Annotated in this window: 18 protein-coding genes; 8 read left to right on the top strand and 10 right to left on the bottom strand. The window is 66.5% G+C overall.

The window, feature by feature from the left end:
- The first annotated feature begins 54 nt into the window (after positions 1 to 54).
- Entirely contained in the window at positions 55 to 1,224 is a 1,170-nt protein-coding gene (locus ASD15_RS15670; protein ID WP_057155875.1) for a PA0069 family radical SAM protein, read from the top strand.
- Positions 1,225 to 1,464: 240 nt separating this feature from the next.
- Here ASD15_RS15670 and ASD15_RS15665 read toward each other — a convergent pair whose 3' ends face one another.
- The 3 genes from ASD15_RS15665 to ASD15_RS15655 all read right to left on the bottom strand — a co-directional run bounded on the left by ASD15_RS15665 (position 1,465) and on the right by ASD15_RS15655 (position 3,867).
- Positions 1,465 to 2,487 (bottom strand): diguanylate cyclase domain-containing protein, encoded by a 1,023-nt coding sequence (locus tag ASD15_RS15665; protein WP_229418204.1) that lies wholly within the window; start codon positions 2,485 to 2,487, stop codon positions 1,465 to 1,467.
- 109 nt (positions 2,488 to 2,596) lie between these two features.
- Positions 2,597 to 3,196, bottom strand: a complete 600-nt coding sequence (locus ASD15_RS15660; protein WP_057155874.1) for a gamma-glutamylcyclotransferase — start codon at positions 3,194 to 3,196, stop codon at positions 2,597 to 2,599.
- Positions 3,197 to 3,252: 56 nt separating this feature from the next.
- Positions 3,253 to 3,867, bottom strand: a complete 615-nt coding sequence (locus ASD15_RS15655) for an FMN-dependent NADH-azoreductase (RefSeq protein WP_082551859.1) — start codon at positions 3,865 to 3,867, stop codon at positions 3,253 to 3,255.
- 136 nt (positions 3,868 to 4,003) lie between these two features.
- On the opposite strand from ASD15_RS15655, the gene ASD15_RS15650 reads away from it, so the two are divergent.
- The gene (locus tag ASD15_RS15650; protein ID WP_229418203.1) at positions 4,004 to 4,894 is read left to right on the top strand and encodes a LysR substrate-binding domain-containing protein; all 891 of its coding nucleotides are present in this window, start codon (positions 4,004 to 4,006) and stop codon (positions 4,892 to 4,894) included.
- 9 nt (positions 4,895 to 4,903) lie between these two features.
- On the opposite strand, the gene ASD15_RS15645 is transcribed toward ASD15_RS15650, so the two are convergent.
- The gene (locus tag ASD15_RS15645; protein WP_057155871.1) at positions 4,904 to 5,797 is read right to left on the bottom strand and encodes a LysR family transcriptional regulator; all 894 of its coding nucleotides are present in this window, start codon (positions 5,795 to 5,797) and stop codon (positions 4,904 to 4,906) included.
- Positions 5,798 to 5,885: 88 nt separating this feature from the next.
- On the opposite strand from ASD15_RS15645, the gene ASD15_RS15640 reads away from it, so the two are divergent.
- The 3 genes from ASD15_RS15640 to maiA are packed head-to-tail and all read left to right on the top strand — an operon-like array spanning position 5,886 to position 8,092.
- Complete coding sequence (locus ASD15_RS15640) at positions 5,886 to 6,422, top strand: VOC family protein (protein WP_057155870.1); 537 nt, start codon at positions 5,886 to 5,888, stop codon at positions 6,420 to 6,422.
- 3 nt (positions 6,423 to 6,425) lie between these two features.
- Entirely contained in the window at positions 6,426 to 7,451 is a 1,026-nt protein-coding gene (locus ASD15_RS15635; protein WP_057155869.1) for a fumarylacetoacetate hydrolase family protein, read from the top strand.
- A complete protein-coding gene (gene maiA / locus ASD15_RS15630; RefSeq protein ID WP_057155868.1) occupies positions 7,448 to 8,092 on the top strand; it encodes a maleylacetoacetate isomerase in 645 nt (214 codons plus the stop codon). Before ASD15_RS15635 ends, maiA begins: the two co-directional genes overlap by 4 nt.
- Before the next feature lie 7 nt (positions 8,093 to 8,099).
- Here the strand turns inward: maiA and ASD15_RS15625 are convergent, their stop codons facing one another.
- The 6 genes from ASD15_RS15625 to ASD15_RS15600 form a co-directional block, all read right to left on the bottom strand.
- Positions 8,100 to 9,788 (bottom strand): GGDEF domain-containing protein, encoded by a 1,689-nt coding sequence (locus tag ASD15_RS15625; RefSeq protein WP_057155867.1) that lies wholly within the window; start codon positions 9,786 to 9,788, stop codon positions 8,100 to 8,102.
- A gap of 162 nt (positions 9,789 to 9,950) precedes the next feature.
- Entirely contained in the window at positions 9,951 to 11,117 is a 1,167-nt protein-coding gene (locus ASD15_RS15620; protein ID WP_057155866.1) for an ABC transporter permease, read from the bottom strand.
- Positions 11,117 to 12,274, bottom strand: coding sequence for an ABC transporter permease (locus ASD15_RS15615; protein ID WP_057155865.1), 1,158 nt, complete (start codon positions 12,272 to 12,274; stop codon positions 11,117 to 11,119). The genes ASD15_RS15620 and ASD15_RS15615 overlap by 1 nt, the downstream gene beginning before the upstream one ends.
- 34 nt (positions 12,275 to 12,308) lie before the next feature.
- A complete protein-coding gene (locus tag ASD15_RS15610; RefSeq protein ID WP_057155864.1) occupies positions 12,309 to 13,007 on the bottom strand; it encodes an ABC transporter ATP-binding protein in 699 nt (232 codons plus the stop codon).
- Positions 13,004 to 14,227: an efflux RND transporter periplasmic adaptor subunit gene (locus ASD15_RS15605; protein ID WP_057155863.1), complete on the bottom strand. Its 1,224-nt coding sequence runs from the start codon at positions 14,225 to 14,227 to the stop codon at positions 13,004 to 13,006. The genes ASD15_RS15610 and ASD15_RS15605 overlap by 4 nt, the downstream gene beginning before the upstream one ends.
- A gap of 82 nt (positions 14,228 to 14,309) precedes the next feature.
- Positions 14,310 to 15,209, bottom strand: coding sequence for a LysR family transcriptional regulator ArgP (locus ASD15_RS15600; protein ID WP_057155862.1), 900 nt, complete (start codon positions 15,207 to 15,209; stop codon positions 14,310 to 14,312).
- Between the two features lie 106 nt (positions 15,210 to 15,315).
- Here ASD15_RS15600 and ASD15_RS15595 point away from each other — a divergent pair, with 106 nt between their 5' ends.
- From ASD15_RS15595 to ASD15_RS15585, 3 genes are all read left to right on the top strand, one after another.
- Positions 15,316 to 15,927 (top strand): LysE/ArgO family amino acid transporter, encoded by a 612-nt coding sequence (locus ASD15_RS15595; RefSeq protein ID WP_057155861.1) that lies wholly within the window; start codon positions 15,316 to 15,318, stop codon positions 15,925 to 15,927.
- 73 nt (positions 15,928 to 16,000) lie between these two features.
- Positions 16,001 to 16,693 carry a DUF4214 domain-containing protein gene (locus ASD15_RS15590; protein WP_057155860.1) on the top strand — a complete coding sequence of 231 codons (693 nt, stop codon included), beginning with the start codon at positions 16,001 to 16,003 and terminating at the stop codon, positions 16,691 to 16,693.
- Between the two features lie 63 nt (positions 16,694 to 16,756).
- Positions 16,757 to 17,533 carry a hypothetical protein gene (locus tag ASD15_RS15585; protein WP_057155859.1) on the top strand — a complete coding sequence of 259 codons (777 nt, stop codon included), beginning with the start codon at positions 16,757 to 16,759 and terminating at the stop codon, positions 17,531 to 17,533.
- Positions 17,534 to 17,553: the final 20 nt, after the last annotated feature.

Here is a 17,553-nt window from a genome sequence, read left to right as displayed (position 1 = left end):
GTTGCGCGGACGCGCCATGCGGCATAGAATGCTGTATATGCATACAGTATTGGAATGGCCATGGATGAAGACGACTTTGAAGGGCAAGCCATGCTGCCGCCGGCGCCGCTGCGCGCGCAGAAGGGGCGCGGCGCGCTCAGCAATCTGCAGGGCCGCTACGAGGCCTACGGGCGCGAGCAGTTCGACGACGGCTGGGAACACGAGGAGGACGACCCCGCCGCTCCGCGCGTGTGGAAGACGCACGTCACGGACGAAGTGGCCAAGTCCATACTTACCCGCAACAGCTCGCCGGACATTCCGTTCAGCGTGTCGCTCAACCCTTACCGGGGCTGCGAGCACGGCTGCATCTATTGTTTTGCGCGGCCCACGCACAGCTACCTGGGCTTGTCGCCCGGCATGGACTTCGAGAGCAAGATCTTCGCCAAGGTGAACGCGCCCGAGCTGCTGCGGCAGGAGCTGGCGCGGCCGGCCTACGTGCCGGAGCCAATCGCGCTGGGCGTCAACACGGACGCCTACCAGCCCTGCGAGCGCAGCCTGCGCATCACGCGGCGCGTGCTGGAGGTGCTGCACGAATGCGGGCATCCGGTGGGGCTGATCACCAAGTCCGCGCTGATCGAGCGCGACATCGACCTGCTGGCGGCCATGGCGGCCAGGGGGCAGGCCTCGGCCGCCATCACCATCACCACGCTGGACCCGGCCATCGCCCGCACGCTCGAGCCGCGCGCGGCGGCCCCGGCGCGGCGCCTGCGCACCATCCGCATGCTGGCCGAGGCCGGCATACCGGTGGGCGTCAGCATCGCGCCGGTAATTCCCTTTGTTACCGAGCCGGACCTGGAGCGGGTGATGGAAGCGGCCTTCGAGGCCGGCGCCATGCACGCCAACTACATCGTGCTGCGGCTGCCGTGGGAAGTGAACCCGCTGTTCCAGCAATGGCTGGAAGCGCACTTCCCGGACCGCGCCCAGCGCGTCATGAACCGCGTGCGCGACATGCGCGGCGGCAAGGACTACGACAGCGATTTCGGCAAGCGCATGAAGGGCGAGGGCGTGTGGGCCGAGCTGATACGGCAGCGCGCCGAGAAGGCCATCCGCCGCTTCGGCATGGAAAAGCGCGGCAGCCGCTTCAGCCAGCTCGACGCCACGCAGTTCAAGCGCCCGCTGGTGGTCCCGGCGCTGGGCGCCAAAGCCAGGACCGCAGCGGCGGCGGGGCAGATGGACCTGTTCTGAGCAAGGGGAGGATAGATGGGCTGGCGATGGATCAGTATCATCCTGCCGCTGCTAGCGCCGATGGCCAGCTCTGCTGGGTGGCAATCGGATTCTGCGCATCGGCCCTGTACGAAATTGCGCGATCACACCCGTGTGATCCGTGTGATCGTGCTCTGCCGAGCGGTACGGCAGGCAAGTTGAACGGGGTAGCTATCGCCTGGGGTGGTTTGCCGGTGGTACTGGTTTCGATGCGTTAAGGGCTTACGGCGCCTTGCGCGAGCAATTGCGGCCGGCGCGCTTTGCCACGTACAGCGCGGCGTCGGCGCGCTCGATCAGGTCGTTCATGGATTCGCCGATGCGGTGCTCGGCGACGCCGGCGCTGATGGAGAGCCGGCGCCCGGCCAGGTTGCCGTCGAAGCGAAGTGCCTGCACCGCTTCGCGGAACCGCTCGGCGAAGGCCAGGCAATCGTTGGCGCTGACGCCGGACTGGAAGATGGCAAATTCGTCGCCGCCGTAGCGCACCGCGACATCGGCCCGGCGCGACAAGCCGCCCAGCAGCTGGCCCACGCGGCGCAGCACGACATCGCCGCTCAGGTGCCCGCACGCGTCGTTGATGTCTTTGAAATGGTCTATATCGAACAGTAATAAGGCCAGCCGCGCTGACTCCTCGCGCTCGTGCAATTCGATCATGCGGGCCGCCGCATCTTCCATGTAGTAGCGCGTAAACAAACCGGTCAGCGGATCGCGCGCCGCCAGCTGGTAATAGCGGCGCCTGTCCTCCTCCATCTCCGCGTAGCCGATTTGCGCCTGCTTCAAGTCGTCATAGGCAATCTGCAGTTCCTGGTTGGCGGCAAGCAGACGCTGCTCGTGCTGGTGTTCCAGCGTCACGTTCTGATAGATCGTGACGAAACCCTGGGCCTCGCCGTTCTCGTCGTGGATGACGCTGCCGGTGATGTCGAGCACCGTGCCGTCGGGGCGCGTGCGGGTGAAATGATGGGGCTGGAATTGTTTGCTGAGCTGAATGCGCTCCTCGACTTGCCGTTCCGGATCGCCCGGCCCGAATTCGCCGCGCCGGGCGTTAAAGTAAAACAAGTCCGGCAGCGTTACGCCGGGACGCATGACGTCTGCCGTAAAGTTCAGCAGACGGCAGAAGGCATCGTTCCAGAAACGCATCGTCAAAGCGCTGTCGATGATGGTCACGCCCACGGGCATGCATTGCATGGCTTGCACGAGTTCATGAACGCTCAGCTGCGCAATACCGTGGGTCAGGGGAGGTAGTTTCATCGCGCGCCCTCAGATGGCCTAGCCTGGCCGGTAACGAGAGAATATCAGCTTGTATACATGGAAAATGCACACATTCTCACGCTGCCGCCGGCCGGTTGCCCGCCGCGTGCTAGGTGTTGCTGGCGATGAGTTCCAGCAGGTATTGCTCGATGGTGAAGACGTGGGCGTCGTGCTTGCCGAGTTCGCGCAGGGCGATGGCAAGGTGGGTCAGGTAGTCGCTGTTGGGACCGCTGGGGCCGGCGGAACGGGCGATGTGGCGGGCGATTTCCTCTTCGCTCGCTTCGCCCAGGAAGGCTTCGTTGTCCTCGCGCGCCACGTACACCACGCCTTCGGCGGCGTCGGCCGCACCCGCCGTCGCCGCGTCCGCGTCGTCGAACGCCATCTCCACCGCCACCCGCAAGTAGCCGTTCTTTTCCCGGTAGTCCAGGTGCTCGAACACGGCCGGCGTGATCAGGTAAGCCATGCCATGGCAGATGGCGCCGGCCTCGGGGATGATGGTGACCACCCGGCCCGGCGCGGCGGGCGTGCCGCGATGGTCGTGCGAGCCTTGCCAGAAGCGCCGCGACCAGCCGGCGATACTGGCCGGGCGCCGCTGCAGATAGGGGAAGTCCGCCTTGTAGATCAGCGAGCCATAGCCGAACACCCACACGCTGTGGTGTCCGGCGAACTTGTCCATCTGCCGGTTGATCTCGATAGTGTTGGCTGACATGGGCAAATTATAGCGAACAGCGCCGCGCGCGGCAGCCGCTGCGGGACGCCGGCGTGCTATCCCGCCACACGCAATTGGGCAGCCTGCCGCAGCGCGCCCTGGATGGCTTGCGCGCGCAGTTCCGCACCCAGCGCAATGCCTTCGGCGCGCACCACGTCCACCTGCGCCACGCCCATGATGGCGAACACGGCCTTCAGGTAGGACTCCTGGTGGTCTGCCAGCATCTCGTGCGGCTGGCCGCCACGGGTCGAGACCAGCACCACGCGCTTGCCCGTCGCCAGCCCGACGGTGCGGCCGTCCGGCCCCACGTCATAGGTGCGGCCCTGCAGCAGCACGCGGTCCAGCCAGGCCTTCAGCGTGGACGGCACCGACAGGTTGAACATGGGCGCGCCCAGCACCAGCACGTCGGCGGCCATGAACTCGGCCAGCAGCGACTCGGTCAGCAGCGCTTCCGCGCTGAGCTCGGCGTTCATCGGCAGCGCCGTGTTCCATTCGGAGCGCATCACTTGCATCAGCGGGCCGTTCACGTGCGACAGCGGCGCGGCCGACAGGTCGCGGTAGACCACGCTGGCTTGCGCGCCCGCGCACAGCGCCTCGACGGCGGCGGCGCTCAATTGGCGGGAAGCAGAGTTATCGCCCAGGCAAGCTGAATCGATGTGCAAGATATTCATGATGGTCGCAATAAATAAAACAATTTGGGCAGGGTATACCTGCAACAATCAACGCGGAAGAGGGGATAATGCAAATCACTTTTGCAAAAATAGAATAATCGGACTTGACGAAATGGCAGCGGAAAACCTTAACGACATGTATCTTTTCGCTAAAGTTGTCGAACATGGCGGCTACAGCGCTGCCGCGTCGGCGCTGGGCATGCAGGCATCCCGTCTCAGCAGGCATATCGTAGCCCTGGAACAGGACCTGGGCGTGCGCCTGCTGAACCGCACCACGCGTCGTATTTCCGTCACAGAAGCGGGCCAGACCTTCTACCGCCATTGCGCCGCCGTGGTTGCCGAGGCCCAGGCCGCGCGCGACGCCATCGAGCGCACCCGTTCCACGCCGCAGGGACTGGTGCGCCTGAGCGCCCCGCTGGGGCTGCTGCAAAACGGCGTCGGCTGCATCATTTCCAGGTACCTGGCCGCCAACCCGCTGGTGCGCGTGGCGATAGACGCCACCAACCGCCGCGTCGATGTGATCGAGGAGGGTATCGACATCGCGCTGCGGGTGCGCACGCCGCCGCTGGACGACAGCGACCTGGCGGTGCGGGTGCTGGCGCGGTCCGAACCCATCCTGGTGGCCAGTCCGCGCCTGTTCGAGCAGCTGCCGCGCCCCATGGACGCGGCCGGCCTGGCGCACATGCCCACGCTGGCCATGGCGCGGCCGGGCGACAAATTCGTGTGGAACTTCATCAACGTGGCCGGCGCCAGCGTCAGCGTCACGCACGCGCCGCGCATGGTGACGGACGATATGCCGACCTTGAAGCTGGCCGCCATCGACGGCCTGGGCGTGGCCCAGTTGCCGCAGGCGCAGGTGCAGGCGGACCTGGACAGCGGCCTGCTGGAGCGCGTGCTGCCTCAGCTGAACTTCCCGTTCCGCCTGGTGCACGCGGTGTTCCCGTCGCGCCGCGGCCTGGTGCCGGCCGTGCGCGGCCTGCTCGATGAACTGGTGCTGGGCTACCAGAGCAACTGCTGCCTTGCCTGAGGTCCAGGCCTAGGACTGCGGAATATTCCACTCGTGCGCCGCCACGAACTGGAACAGGAAGTCGGCAAAGCTCTGCGCGGCCGGCGACAGCGAGCGCGCACTCTTGGTATAGACGAAGAAGCGCCGCGTCAGTTCCGGCTCCTGCAGCAGGCGCATCTGCAAGCCGTACAGCTTCACCATCGGCGCCGCGTACGGCAGGCAGGCCGTCACGCCCAGGCCGGCGTTCACCATGGCCAGCGCAGTGGTCATGAAAGTGACCTCGTTGTAGGGATTGAGCGCCACGTCGCGCAGCAGCCGCTCGGTGAACTGGCCCTGCAGCGCGATCAGCGGATGCTCGTTGACGTCGCTCCACGTCACGCTCGGCTTGTCGGCCAGCGGATGCGCCACCGGCAGCACCAGCACGAATGGCATCTCGAACAGCAACTGCGCCGCGATCTCCGCCGCCGGGTCGCGTTCCGGGCCGATGCCGAAATCCACCTCGCCGCTGAACACGCGGCCGGACACGTTTTCCACCGGGCAGTCCACCAGCATCACCTGCACTGCCGGGTAGGCCGCGCGGTAGGCGGCAATCACCTCCGGCAGCAGGGTGCAGGCCATCATCTGCGGCGCGGCCACCCGCACGGTGCCCTTTTTCAGCGCCTTGCGGTTGGCGATGTCGGCCATGGCGCCGTCCAGGTCCTCGATCATCTTGTCGAACAGCGGATACAGTTCGCGCCCCAGCTCGGAGAGCTGCGCGCGGCGGGTATTGCGCTCCACTACCTTAACGCCCAGCAATTGCTCCAGTTCCTTGATCTGGCCGCTCAGCGAGGATTGCGTCAGGTTCAGGTACTCGGCCGCCAGCGTAAAGCTGCCGGTCTTGGCGATGGCGACCAGGGCGCGCATCTGGCGCAGGGTAGGACTCATTGGGAAATCCGATAAATCGATTGAAAAATACCGTTTGTATGATATCTCATTCTGGATTCTAATATCGACATATCCCCGGGAGACCATCATGAAGATCAAGCAAATCCACCACGTCGCCTACCGCTGCAAGGACGCCAAGCAAACCGTCGAGTGGTACGTCAAGCACCTGAACATGGACTTCGTGCTGGCCATCGCCGAAGACGAAGTGCCGTCCACCAAGGCGCCGGACCCGTATATGCACGTGTTCCTGGACGCCGGCCACGGCAACGTGCTGGCCTTCTTCGAACTGCCCACCCAGCCGGCCATGGACCGCGACCACAACACCCCGGCCTGGGTGCAGCACCTGGCCATGGAAGTGGAGACGATGGACGAGCTGCTGGAAGCCAAGCAGCGCCTGAGCGCCGCCGGCATCGACGTGATCGGCCCCGTCAACCACACCATCTTCAAATCCATCTATTTCTTCGATCCGAACGGCCACCGCCTGGAGCTGTCGGTCAACACCGGCACGCCGGAAATGATGCGCAAGCTGGACCAGGTCAAATGGGACATGCTGGAAGAATGGTCCAGGACCAAGAAAGCGCCCAAGCACGCCGCCTGGATGCACGCACCCGCCACCGGAGCATAAACAATGAAACTCGCCACCCTGAAAAACGGCAGCCGTGACGGCGCCCTGCTTATCGTCAGCCGCGACCTGAAGCAGTGCGTCAGCGCGGCCGGCATCGCGCCCACGCTGCAGGCCGCGCTGGACAACTGGGACTTCAGCGCGCCGCAACTGGCCGCCCTGTACACCGCCCTGAACGAAGGCCGCGCCGCCGATGCGCAGCCCTTCGACCAAAGCGCCTGCCATTCGCCGTTGCCGCGCGCCTACCAGTGGGCCGACGGCTCGGCCTACATCAACCACGTGGAGCTGGTGCGCAAGGCGCGCAACGCCGACGTGCCGGCTTCCTTCTACACCGATCCGCTGATGTACCAGGGCGGGTCGGACAGCTTCGTCGGCCCGCGCGACAACATCTATGCGCTGAGCGAAGAGTGGGGCATCGACCTGGAAGCCGAAGTGGCGGTGGTCACCGGCGACGTCAGGATGGGCGCCAGCGAGGCCGACGCGGCCCAGGCCATCCGCCTGGTGATGCTGGTAAACGACGTTTCGCTGCGCAACCTGATCCCGAACGAGCTGGCCAAGGGCTTCGGCTTCTTCAACTCCAAGCCGGCCAGCGCGTTCTCGCCGGTGGCCGTCACGCCGGACGAACTGGGTGCGCACTGGGCGGACAGCAAGCTGCACCTGCCGCTGACCGTGCACCTGAACGCGCAGCCATTCGGCAAGCCGAACGCCGGCGAAGACATGACCTTCAGCTTCGCCCAGCTGGTGGCGCACGCCGCCAGGACGCGCGAACTGGCGGCCGGCACCATCATCGGTTCGGGTACCGTGTCCAACAAGCAGGGCAGCCTGCACGGCTCCAGCATCGCCAACGGCGGCGTGGGCTACTGCTGCCTGGCCGAAGTGCGCATGTACGAAACCATTGAAGGCGGCAAGCCGGCCACCGGCTTCCTCAAGTTCGGCGACAGCGTGCGCATCGAGATGTTCGACGCGCAAGGCACCAGCATCTTCGGCGCCATCGACCAGACCGTGGTGCACTATCAGGAGCGCGGAGCATGAAGCTCTACACCTACTTCCGCAGCTCGGCCGCCTACCGCGTCCGCATCGCGCTCAACCTGAAAGCGCTGCCTTACGAGGCGGTGCCGGTGCACCTGCTGCGCGGCGGCGGCGAGCAGCTGGGCGAGGCTTACCGCGAGGTCAATCCGGGCGCGCTGCTGCCCGCGCTCGATGACGACGGCACGCTGCTGACGCAGTCGCTGGCGATCGTGGAATACCTGGAGGAGCAGTATCCGCAGGTTGCGCTGTTGCCGGCCGACGCGGCGGGCCGCGCGCGCGTGCGCGCGCTGGCCATGACCATCGCCTGCGACACGCATCCGCTCAGCAATCTGCGCGTGCTCAAATACCTGGTGCACACGCTCAAGCTGGACGAGGCGGCCAAGCTGGAATGGATACGGCACTGGATGCGCCTGGGCCTGGCCACCTTCGAAGCGCACCTGGCGCGCGACGGCGCCACGGGCCGCTTCTGCCACGGCGACACGCCGACCCTGGCCGACTGCTGCCTGGCGCCGCAAGTGTTCAACGCGGAGCGTTTTGAAGTAGACCTGGCGCCGTATCCCAACATCGCGCGCATCGCGGCCAATTGCGCGGCCTTGCCCGCGTTCCAGGCCGCGCATCCCGCGCAGCAGCCGGACGCCGAGTAAGCAGCGATCAGGCGGCGCTCAGCACCACCCGGTCGCGGCCTTCCTTCTTGGCCTGGTACAGCGCCTTGTCGGCCCGCACCAGCAGGGCGGAGGGCGAATCCGGGGCCTCCTGCGGATAGGAGGCCGCCACGCCCACGCTGATCGTCAGCGACACCGTCAGTCCGCCGTCCAGGTCGATGCGCAGCTGCGCCACGGTCTCGCGCAGGCGCTCGGCCGCGCCGCCGGCCGTCTCCAGGGACGCCTCCGGCATCAGCAGCACGAACTCCTCGCCGCCGAAGCGCGCCACCAGGTCGATGCTGCGCATGGCCGCCGACAGCGCACCCGCCACCGCCACGATGGCCTGGTCGCCCACGTCGTGGCCGTAGGTGTCGTTGATGCGCTTGAAGTGGTCGATGTCCACCATCAGCAGCGCCAGCGGGTGCTTGTAGCGGCGCGCGCGGTCCAGTTCCTTGGAAATCTGTTCGGTCATCCGGCGCCGGTTGGCGATGCCGGTCAGCGGGTCGGTGGTGGCCAGCTGTTCCAGCTTGCTGTTTACCGTGAGCAGTTCCAGCGTGCGGTGCAGCACCCGGTCTTCCAGGTTGTTGCGCTCGTCGTTCAGCGCGGCCAGCGCGTTGCGGCGCGAGCGCAGCACGCGCACCAGCACCGTGATCAGCGCGGCTTCCAGCAGGATCAGAGTGGCGCCCAGGAGAATCTGCCATCGGTACAGCTCCCACACACTGACCGGGCGGTTGCGCAGCAGCGCTTCCTGCGGCAGGTTGCGCAACTGGTGGCGCTCGGCGGTGGGGTGGTCGAAAATGTAGCGCTGCACGCCGCTCAGGTCGGCCGGCTGGCCCTGCAGGATGCGCGCGATAACGCGGCCTATGGCTTCGCCGCTCAGCACGTAGCCGCCCACGACGCCCGGCAGCACCAGCGACTCCACGTGCGTAAACACCGGCACCGGCGACGCCGCCGCCAGCTTGCGCGCCACATCCGGCGGCGTGCCGGCGCCGCCTTCCTGGCCGCGGTGGGTGGCAAACATCAGGATGGCCGTGTCTTCGCCCAGCATGGCGGCGCGGCGGACTAGCTCGCTAAAGCCCTGCTGGTCCCAATAGTCGAAGGCGATCTGCTTGCTGTACGGGCGCGACGCGGCGCGCACGCCGGCGATCCATTCCTGCACGCGGGGCGTCTGGTCGCCCACCACCACGATGCGCTTGACGCTGGGCGCCACCAGCGGGATCACGCCCAGCATGCGGCCATAGTCCGGCGCCAGTTCCAGTGCTTCGCCGTCGCCGGGGCGCCAGTTGCGGCGGCCGTGGTTGACGTAGTAGCGCGGCACGCCTGGGAACAGGTCCGGGTGGCTGTTGAGGAACCCAGCCGCCAGGTGGTTTTCGGTGACGATGGCGTCCAGCTTCACGCTGGCGTATTTGGTGCGCAGGTACGGCGCCATGCTGTCCAGCGACGCCTGTTCGCCCACCCGCACGGAGTCGAAGTGCTCCTCGAAGATGTCGGGCGCGTCGCCCCAGCGCTTGCTGGCCAGTTCGTCATCCATGCCCTTGCGCACCAGCCGCTGCCACTCCGACGCGGAGTCCGAACCCAGCGAGTACAGCACCAGCACCGTGCGCGTGCCCGCCGCCTGCGCGTGGCGCGCACCCAGCGTGGCGAGTGCGGCCAGTATCAGCAGCAGGCACAGCAAGGCTCGGCGGGGCGGAAAGCGCATGGCGGGAAGGTGGAATCGGCGGAAGTTTGTCTGACGGTCAATATAGTTTGACACAAAGTATCTGGGATTGTGTCTACACTTGTCTATATATTGCAAATCGCTAATAAAATCTCGACGCATATTGCGGTGGCTTATGGCGCGCAGGCAAGCGATCTGCCAAGGCTAGGCCGCCCGTAGCGCGTCCACGATCTTCATGCGCGCGGCGCGCACGGCGGGCAGGAAGCCGCCGATGAAGCCCATCGCCAGCGAGAACAGCAAGGTCTTGACGACGATGGCGCCATCGAGCCGGAAGCCGAACGCCAGTTCCGAGAAGGACTGGAAGTTGGTGGTGGAGAAGGACAGGAACTGCATGAAGGATGCGAACACCAGCCCCGCTGCGCCGCCGGCCAGCGCCAGCAGCATGGACTCGGCCAGGAAGGCGGCCAGGATGTTGCGCCGCTGGTAGCCCAGCGCCCGCAGCGTGCCGATTTCGCCGGTGCGGTTGGCCACCGACGCATACATGGTGATGGCCGCGCCTATCATGGCGCCGATCGAAAAGATGATCGACAGCGTCAGCCCCAGTATGCTGATGAAGGTGGACAGCGCGCGCGACTGGTCCGAATAGAAGGTTTGCTCGCGCTTGGCCTCCAGCGTCAGGCGCTGGTCGGACTCGATATCCTGCTTGAAGCGCGCGAACAGCCCGCTGTCGGCCAGCCGCAGCACCATGGACGAATAGCCGTTGCGGCGGAAGGCCTGCATCAGCTGGTCCGCGTCGCCCCATATCTCCGAATCGAAACCGCTGTTGCCGGCGTCGAACAGGCCCACCACGGTCCACTCGCGCTGGCCGAAGCGCAGCTTTTCGCCGATGCCCGCGCCCGCAAAACGCTTGGCGATGCTGGCCCCGGCCACGATCTCGGAGGCGCCGGGCCGAAACATGCGGCCGGCGCTCAGCTTCACTTGCGGGCGCAGCACCAGGCCGCGCTGGTCTATGCCCCGTATCACCACGTTGGACGGCTTGTCCGAGCCGCGCTTGAGCAGCGAAATCAGCACCACGGTCTCCTTCGAGATCATGGGCTGGCCATCCGCGCCGAGCGCGATGGCGGCGTGGCTGGCGGCGATGTTGGCCTGCGCGCGCTCAACGCCGCTCTGTACTTCGCTTTCGGCCGAACGGCGTATCAGGATCACGTTGTCGTACTCGCCGGTGGTGACCAGCGTGGTGCGCAAGCCCTCGTCCAGCATCAGCACCGTGGCGAACACGAACACCACCAGCGCCAGCCCGCCGGCCGTCAGCACGGTGGTCAGGCGCCTGGCCCACAGGTTGCGCGCGACATAGGAGAGGGGGATCCGCATCAGCCTATGCTCCTCAGGCCCTCGACGATGTTCACGCGCACCGCGCGGATGGTGGGCGCGATGCCCGCCACCACGCCGATCAGCAGCGCGGCCAGGCCCTGCAGCAGCAGGGTGGGCGGCGCCACCTGGAACACCGGGAACATGGTGCCCATGGCCGAGCCGATGATGGCCGCCAGCGGGAACAGCAGGGCGATGCCGAGCGCGGCGCCGAACACGGACAGCAGCAGCGATTCGCCGAAGATCAGCGCCGCCAGGTAGCCCGGGCCGAAGCCCAGCACTTTCAGCGTGGCGTATTCGCCCAGCCGCTCGCGCGCGCTCATGGCCATGGTGTTGGCCATCACCGCCATGATGATGACGATGACCACGAAGGACACCACCCGCACCGCCACCACGATGGCCTCGGACATGGACACGAAGCCGAGCTGGAACGCCTTCTCGGTTTCGGTCAGCGTTTCGGCCAGCGAGTTGCGGAACTGCGAGTCGATCACGCTGGAGGTGGCGGCGGCGTCCTCGGCGCGGGCGATGCGCACCACGTACACGCCCACCTGGTTGGCGCGGCGCGGGTAGATTTTCTTCAGGCCCTCGTTCACGTAGTCCCAATGGAAGAACATGGTGGCGGTGTTGGTCGACTCCTGTTTTCCGTCGTAGATGCCGCGCACCGCGAATTCCCATTGGCCGGGATAGATGGTGCCCTTGATGGGAATGGTGTCGCCCACCTTGAAGCCGTACTGGTTGGCCAGCTTGCGGCCGACGATGGCGCCCTTGCGGTCGCGCAGGAAGGCGGCCCGTTCTTCCTCCGGCAGCAGGTAGTCCGGATAAATGTCCAGGTAGCTCTGGCCGGAGATGGCGAATTGCGCGAAGAAGTTCTTTGGGTCCTTGTAGACGCCGCCGAACCAGTTGGCGTAGCCCACGCCGGTCACGCCGTCCACCGCGCGCAGGCGCGCCTGGTAGGCCAGCGGCAGCGGGAACACCAGCGAGGTGGCGTTGCGGGTGACCAGCGTGGTGTTGGATGCGCCCTCGGCGCCCGCGTACCACGCGTCCACCACCGTTTGCAGCAGGCCGAAGGACAGCGTGGCCACCACCAGCCCAAGCACGGTCAGCCCGGTGCGCAGCTTGTGGCGCAGGGCGTTCTTGAAGATCAGCTTGAGCAGGTACATGGCATTTGCGTGACAGATGCGTGGCGCGGGCCGGCTACCCGGGCGTGGCGATGAGCTCGCCTTTTTCAAGGTGGATCAGGGTACGCGCCTGCTGCGCCGCATGGGCGTCGTGGGTGACCATGATGATGGTCTTGCCCAGTTCGCGGTTCAGCTGCTGCATCAGCGCCAGCACGTCGCTGGCCGATTGCCGGTCCAGGTCTCCGGTGGGTTCATCGGCCACGATCAGTGTGGGGTCGGTGACGATGGCGCGCGCGATGGCCACGCGCTGCTGCTGGCCGCCGGACAGCTCGTTGGGCGTGTGGTCCATGCGCTCCGACAGGCCCACCATGGACAGCGTCAGCGCCACCCGCTCGCGCCGCTCGCGGCGGGACAGGGGCGTGAGCAGCAGCGGCAGCTCCACGTTTTCGAACGCGGACAGCACCGGCATCAGGTTATAGAACTGGAAGATGAAACCCACGTTGGCCGCGCGCCAGTGCGCCAGGTCGGTCTCGGACATGGAAGCGATGTCCAGGCCGTCCACGCGCAGCAGGCCGGAGTCCGGCTTGTCGATGCCGGCGATCAGGTTCAGCAGGGTGCTCTTGCCGGAACCGGACGGTCCCATCAGCGCGGTGAAGTCGCCGGCCTGGATGTCGAGCGTGATGTCGGTCAGCACCGGCACGTGCTGGCCGCCGCGCCGGTAGGATTTCACCAGGTGCTCGATGCGCACCAGCGCTTCGCTGCCGGGCGCGGTCATTTCTTCGCCACCGACACTGCCTGCCCGTCCTGCAGCCTGGCGTCCGGGTTCGACACGAGCTTGTCGCCCGGCTTCACGCCTTTCACCTCCACCAGCTCGCCGACCTTGCGGCCGCTGCTCACGGCCACTTGCCGCGCTTTGCCGTCCGCCACCACGAACACCACCGGCTTGCCGCCGCGCGTGGCGATGGCGGCCGGCTGCACGGCCGTCACCGGCGCCTTGTCCTCGGCCGGCACCGGCTTGGAAAGGAACGCCACCTTGGCGCTCATGTCCGGCAGCACGCGCGGGTCGCGGTCGATGAAGCGCACCTTCACCAGCAAGGTGGCCTTGCTGCGGTCCACGGTGGGCACCATGCGCGACACCACGCCGGCCAGGCGCAGCTCGGGGAAGGCGTCAAGCTGGATTTCGGCCGGCTGCTCCGCCCTGATCTTCGACAGGCTGGACTCGGACACGTCCGCCTCCACCTCCAGCGTGTCCATGTCGGCGATGGTCACCACCGCGCCCTTGCTGTCGGCGGCGGAGGAGAAGGGCGTGATGTTATCGCCCACGTTGGCGCTCTTGGTCAGGATCACGCCGTCGAACGGCGCCCGGATGACGGTCTGGTCCAGCGCCACTTGCGCGGCCTGCGCGTTGGCCTGCGCCGCCGCGATGGCCGCGCGTTGCGCCGCGATGGCGGCCCTGGCCTTGTTGTAGCGCGCCTGCGCCGTATCGTAGCTGGCCGCCGCGATGAACTTCTGCCCCAGCAGTTCGCCGGCGCGCTTGTAGGCCTGCTGCGCGTCCTGCAGCTCGGCCTGGCCCTGTTCCAGGTTGGCCTGCGCCACTTTGATGTTGGCCTGCGCCTGGCCCAGCGTGGCGCTCACATCGCGGTTCTCCAGCCGCGCCACGATCTCGTCCTTCTTCACGCGCGAGCCTTCCAGCACACCCAGCCACTCCAGCCGTCCGGTGGCCTTGGACGACAGCGCCGCCTTGCGCTGTGCCACCACATAGCCGGTGGCATTGAGCAAGGTGTAGTTCTGCGAGGGATAAGCCTGCGACACCGTCACCGTTTCCACGTCCGCCTTGCCGCCGGCCTGGCGGCTGATGACGACGCCCGCCGCCGCCAGCGCCAGCAGCACCAGTGCGATCTTTATCCACTTGCGCCGGCGCGCGCGCTGGCCCGGTAGCTGGGCTTGGGCGTCGCGGTCGATTTTCAGTTTGGAGAGATCGGGAGACGGCGGCATGGGGCACCTCTGAGTGAATTGCTTGCAATTATAGCCATTTTTCCGTGCGGGGCAGGCGCCGCCGCAGGGCGCCGCTGCGCGTTCACGACGGCAGCAGGCTGCGCCGTCCAGCTTCCAGTATGGCCGCGCTCAGGCGCTCCAGCCGCGGCGACTGCACGCGCCAGGTGTGCCAGTGCAGCGCCACGTCGCTGAACTTGCCGGGCGCCAGGTCGAGCAGGGCGCCGCTGGCCAGCCGGTCGCCCACCTGCTGCTCGGCCACCATGCCGTACCCCAGGCTCAGGTCTATGCAGCGCAGAAAGCTTTCGTTGGCGGGGATGTAGTGGCAGGGATGGCTGCCGGGCAGCAGGCCGCATTCGCGCTGCATGAAGTTCGCTTGCAGCAAATCCTTGCGGTCGAACACCATCATTGGCGCCGTCAGCGCCGCTTTGCGGCTCAGGCCGCCCGGGAACCAGCGCGCGGCGAAGGCGGGCGAGGCCAGCATGCGGTAGCGCATCACGCCCAGCGGCTGAGCCACGCAGCCGCGCATGGGCTGCGCCTCGGTGGAGATGGCCGCCAGCGCCTGGCCGCGCTCCATCAGCGTGTACGTGTGGTCCTGGTCGTCCAGTGACAGGTCGAGCAGGATGTTCTCCTTGATCAGGAAAGGCGCCAGGGCCGGCAGCAGCCAGGTGCCCAGCGTATCGTTGTTGACGGCCAGCGACACGCTGAGCGGGCGGGCGTCCTCCTCTTGCATGGCGGACAGAAATTCGTCTTCCAGCAGCTTGCTGCGGCGCAGGTATTGCACCAGGCGTTGGCCGGCGCTGGTGGGGCGGCAGGGACGGCTGCGGATGACCAGCGGCGTGCCCAGCGCCACCTCCATGGCGCTGACCCGCTGCGACACGGCCGAGGCCGACACGTGCAGCAGCGCGGCGGCCTGCTCGAAGCTGCCGGTGTCGATGATGGCCAGCAGGGCTTCGGCCTGGCGGGTGTCGGGCAGCATGGCAATCTCCAGATTAGCGATTCTTAAGTATCCTGAACAATATTAATCCAGCTTCATCTACGGCGGCAAGCCATGGAAAATGCGTGCATCCCCACTCATCAGCGAGCTTGCCATGTTTACTACGCACGTCTTCTTCAACGGCCTGGGCCTCGGCGCCAGCCTCATCATGGCCATCGGCGCCCAGAATGCCCACGTGTTGCGGGTCGGCGTGCGGCGCCAGCATGTGGCGGTAACGGTAGCGACCTGCATCCTGATTGACGTGCTGCTGATCGGCGCCGGCGTGGCCGGCATGGGTGCGCTGATCCAGGACTCGCCGCTGCTGATGGGCCTGGCGCGCTGGGGCGGGGCGGCGTTCCTGGTGTGGTACGGCCTGCGCAGTTGGGCCGCCATGCTGCGCGCGGACGCGCTGCAGCTGCAGGCGGGCGCGGTGCCGCCCAGCCTGCAGCGCGCCCTGGTCAGCGTGCTGGCGCTGTCGCTGCTCAACCCCCACGTCTACCTGGATACGCTGGTCTTGCTGGGTACCTTGGGCGGCAACTATCCTGCCCATCAGCGCGCCAGCTTCGCGGTGGGCGCGATGACGGCCTCGCTGCTCTGGTTCACGGCGCTGGGTTTCGGCGCCAGCCGCTTGTCGGATGTATTCCAGCGCCCCCTGGTCTGGAAAACCATCGAAGCACTGACCGGCTGCATCATGCTGGCGCTGGCGGCCGGACTCGTGTTGCAGTAACTAGTATTATGATATTTGCAATATCTTCAATGTGCATGCATGATGGTGGCCAGTCCACCTATCCAGGATAAACATGGCCACCGCAGAAGACTATACCTTGCTTGCCCAACAGCTTTATTTGGCCAACCTTTGGCGTCCAGCCGACTACAACGGCTTGAAGTCCCTTTCCACCTACCTGGCCAATGCCAACGCGCCCACCAATCTGACGGACCTGCAGGCGTCCTACAACACCCATAGCGGCGTGCGGGACGTCCTGAACAATTTCAGCGGCAGCGCGGAGTCGGCAGCCCTGTACGGCAATGTCACCGATGCCGTCTTTGTCACCGCCGCCTACCAGCATCTGCTGGGACGCGATCCCTTGCTGGCCGGCCTGACGTTCTGGACCGATGCCCTGAAAAACCACGAAGTCACCCGCGCCACGGTGGCGACGCAGATCATCGCTGCCGCCAGCAAGGAGGGCGCCAACGCGGCCGACAAGGCGACCATTGCCAACAAAATGCTGTTCTCCACCTACTTCACGTCCGTCATCGACACGCCGGCCGAGATCGCCAAATACAGCGGCGCCGCCGCCGCTGCCCAGGTGCGCGTGCTGGAGGGGGCGGTTGGCGCCACCACGGCGGAAAGCGTGATCAAGTCGCTGGTGGATAACTACTGGAATCCCGTTCCGACACCGGTGGCCGCGATGGCCGCCGAAACCCATCTGGCCGTGGCCAACGCCGACGGCGCGGAGCTGATCGGCATCAACCAGTCCACCGTGCTGAGCTGATTCAGCGGCCCTGCCGGGGCGGCCGCAAGCGGGGAATGCGGGGCTAAGGTAAAATCTTGCCCCATGCCTCATACACCGCCCCTCCCAGCCCCCATACTGCAAGCGCTGGACCGTGCCGACGCCTCCTGGCGTGCGGTCCTGTTGCGCGGCCTGGAAGCGATGGCGGCGGCCGATCCGGCCTATCTGCCGGCGCTGGCCGCGGACAACTACCTGCCCACTGAATTGCGCCTGTTCGCCGCTTTCGAGCTGCCGCTGGACCGGGTGCGCTATGTGCTGGTGGGCGAGGGGCCCTATCCGCGCGCGGAAAGCGCCACCGGCGTCTGCTTCATGGACGGCGCCGTCAAAGGGCTGTGGTCGGACCAGGCGGGTGGCGGCCTGGCCAAGCCGGTCAACAAGGCCACCTCGCTGCGCAATTTCATGAAAATGCTGCTGGTGGCGGACGGCCTGCTGGCCGCCGACAACACCGCCGGCGCGGCGCTGGCCGCCGTGGCCGCCCAGGCGCGCGGCAGCGCGCAGGCGACCCAGACCCTGGCCGGCATCCAGCACAAACTCATCGGGCACGGCTTCCTGCTGCTGAACGCCTCGCTGGTGTTCCGTCCGCATGTTGCTCCCGTGAAAGACGCGAAAGCCTGGCTGCCGTTCTTTGAAACGGTGATCGCCGCGCTGGAGCCGGCCCAGCCTACGCTCATCCTGTGGGGAAAGATCGCCGAGCAGCTGAACCGCTTGCCCGTGGTGCAGGCGCTGCCGCAGATCGTGGCCGAGCACCCTTATAACCTGTCATTTATCGGCAACCGCGACATGCACGCCCTGTTCGGGCCGTTGCGGCTGCTGCGCGCCTGAAGGGCAAGTAAGCGGCTTGC

It is taken from the genome of Massilia sp. Root351, assembly GCF_001425045.1.
In the GTDB taxonomy this organism is placed as follows: domain Bacteria; phylum Pseudomonadota; class Gammaproteobacteria; order Burkholderiales; family Burkholderiaceae_D; genus Rugamonas.
The sequence above is the reverse complement of the archived record's forward strand: the minus strand, read 5'-3'. Positions and strand labels throughout refer to the sequence as shown.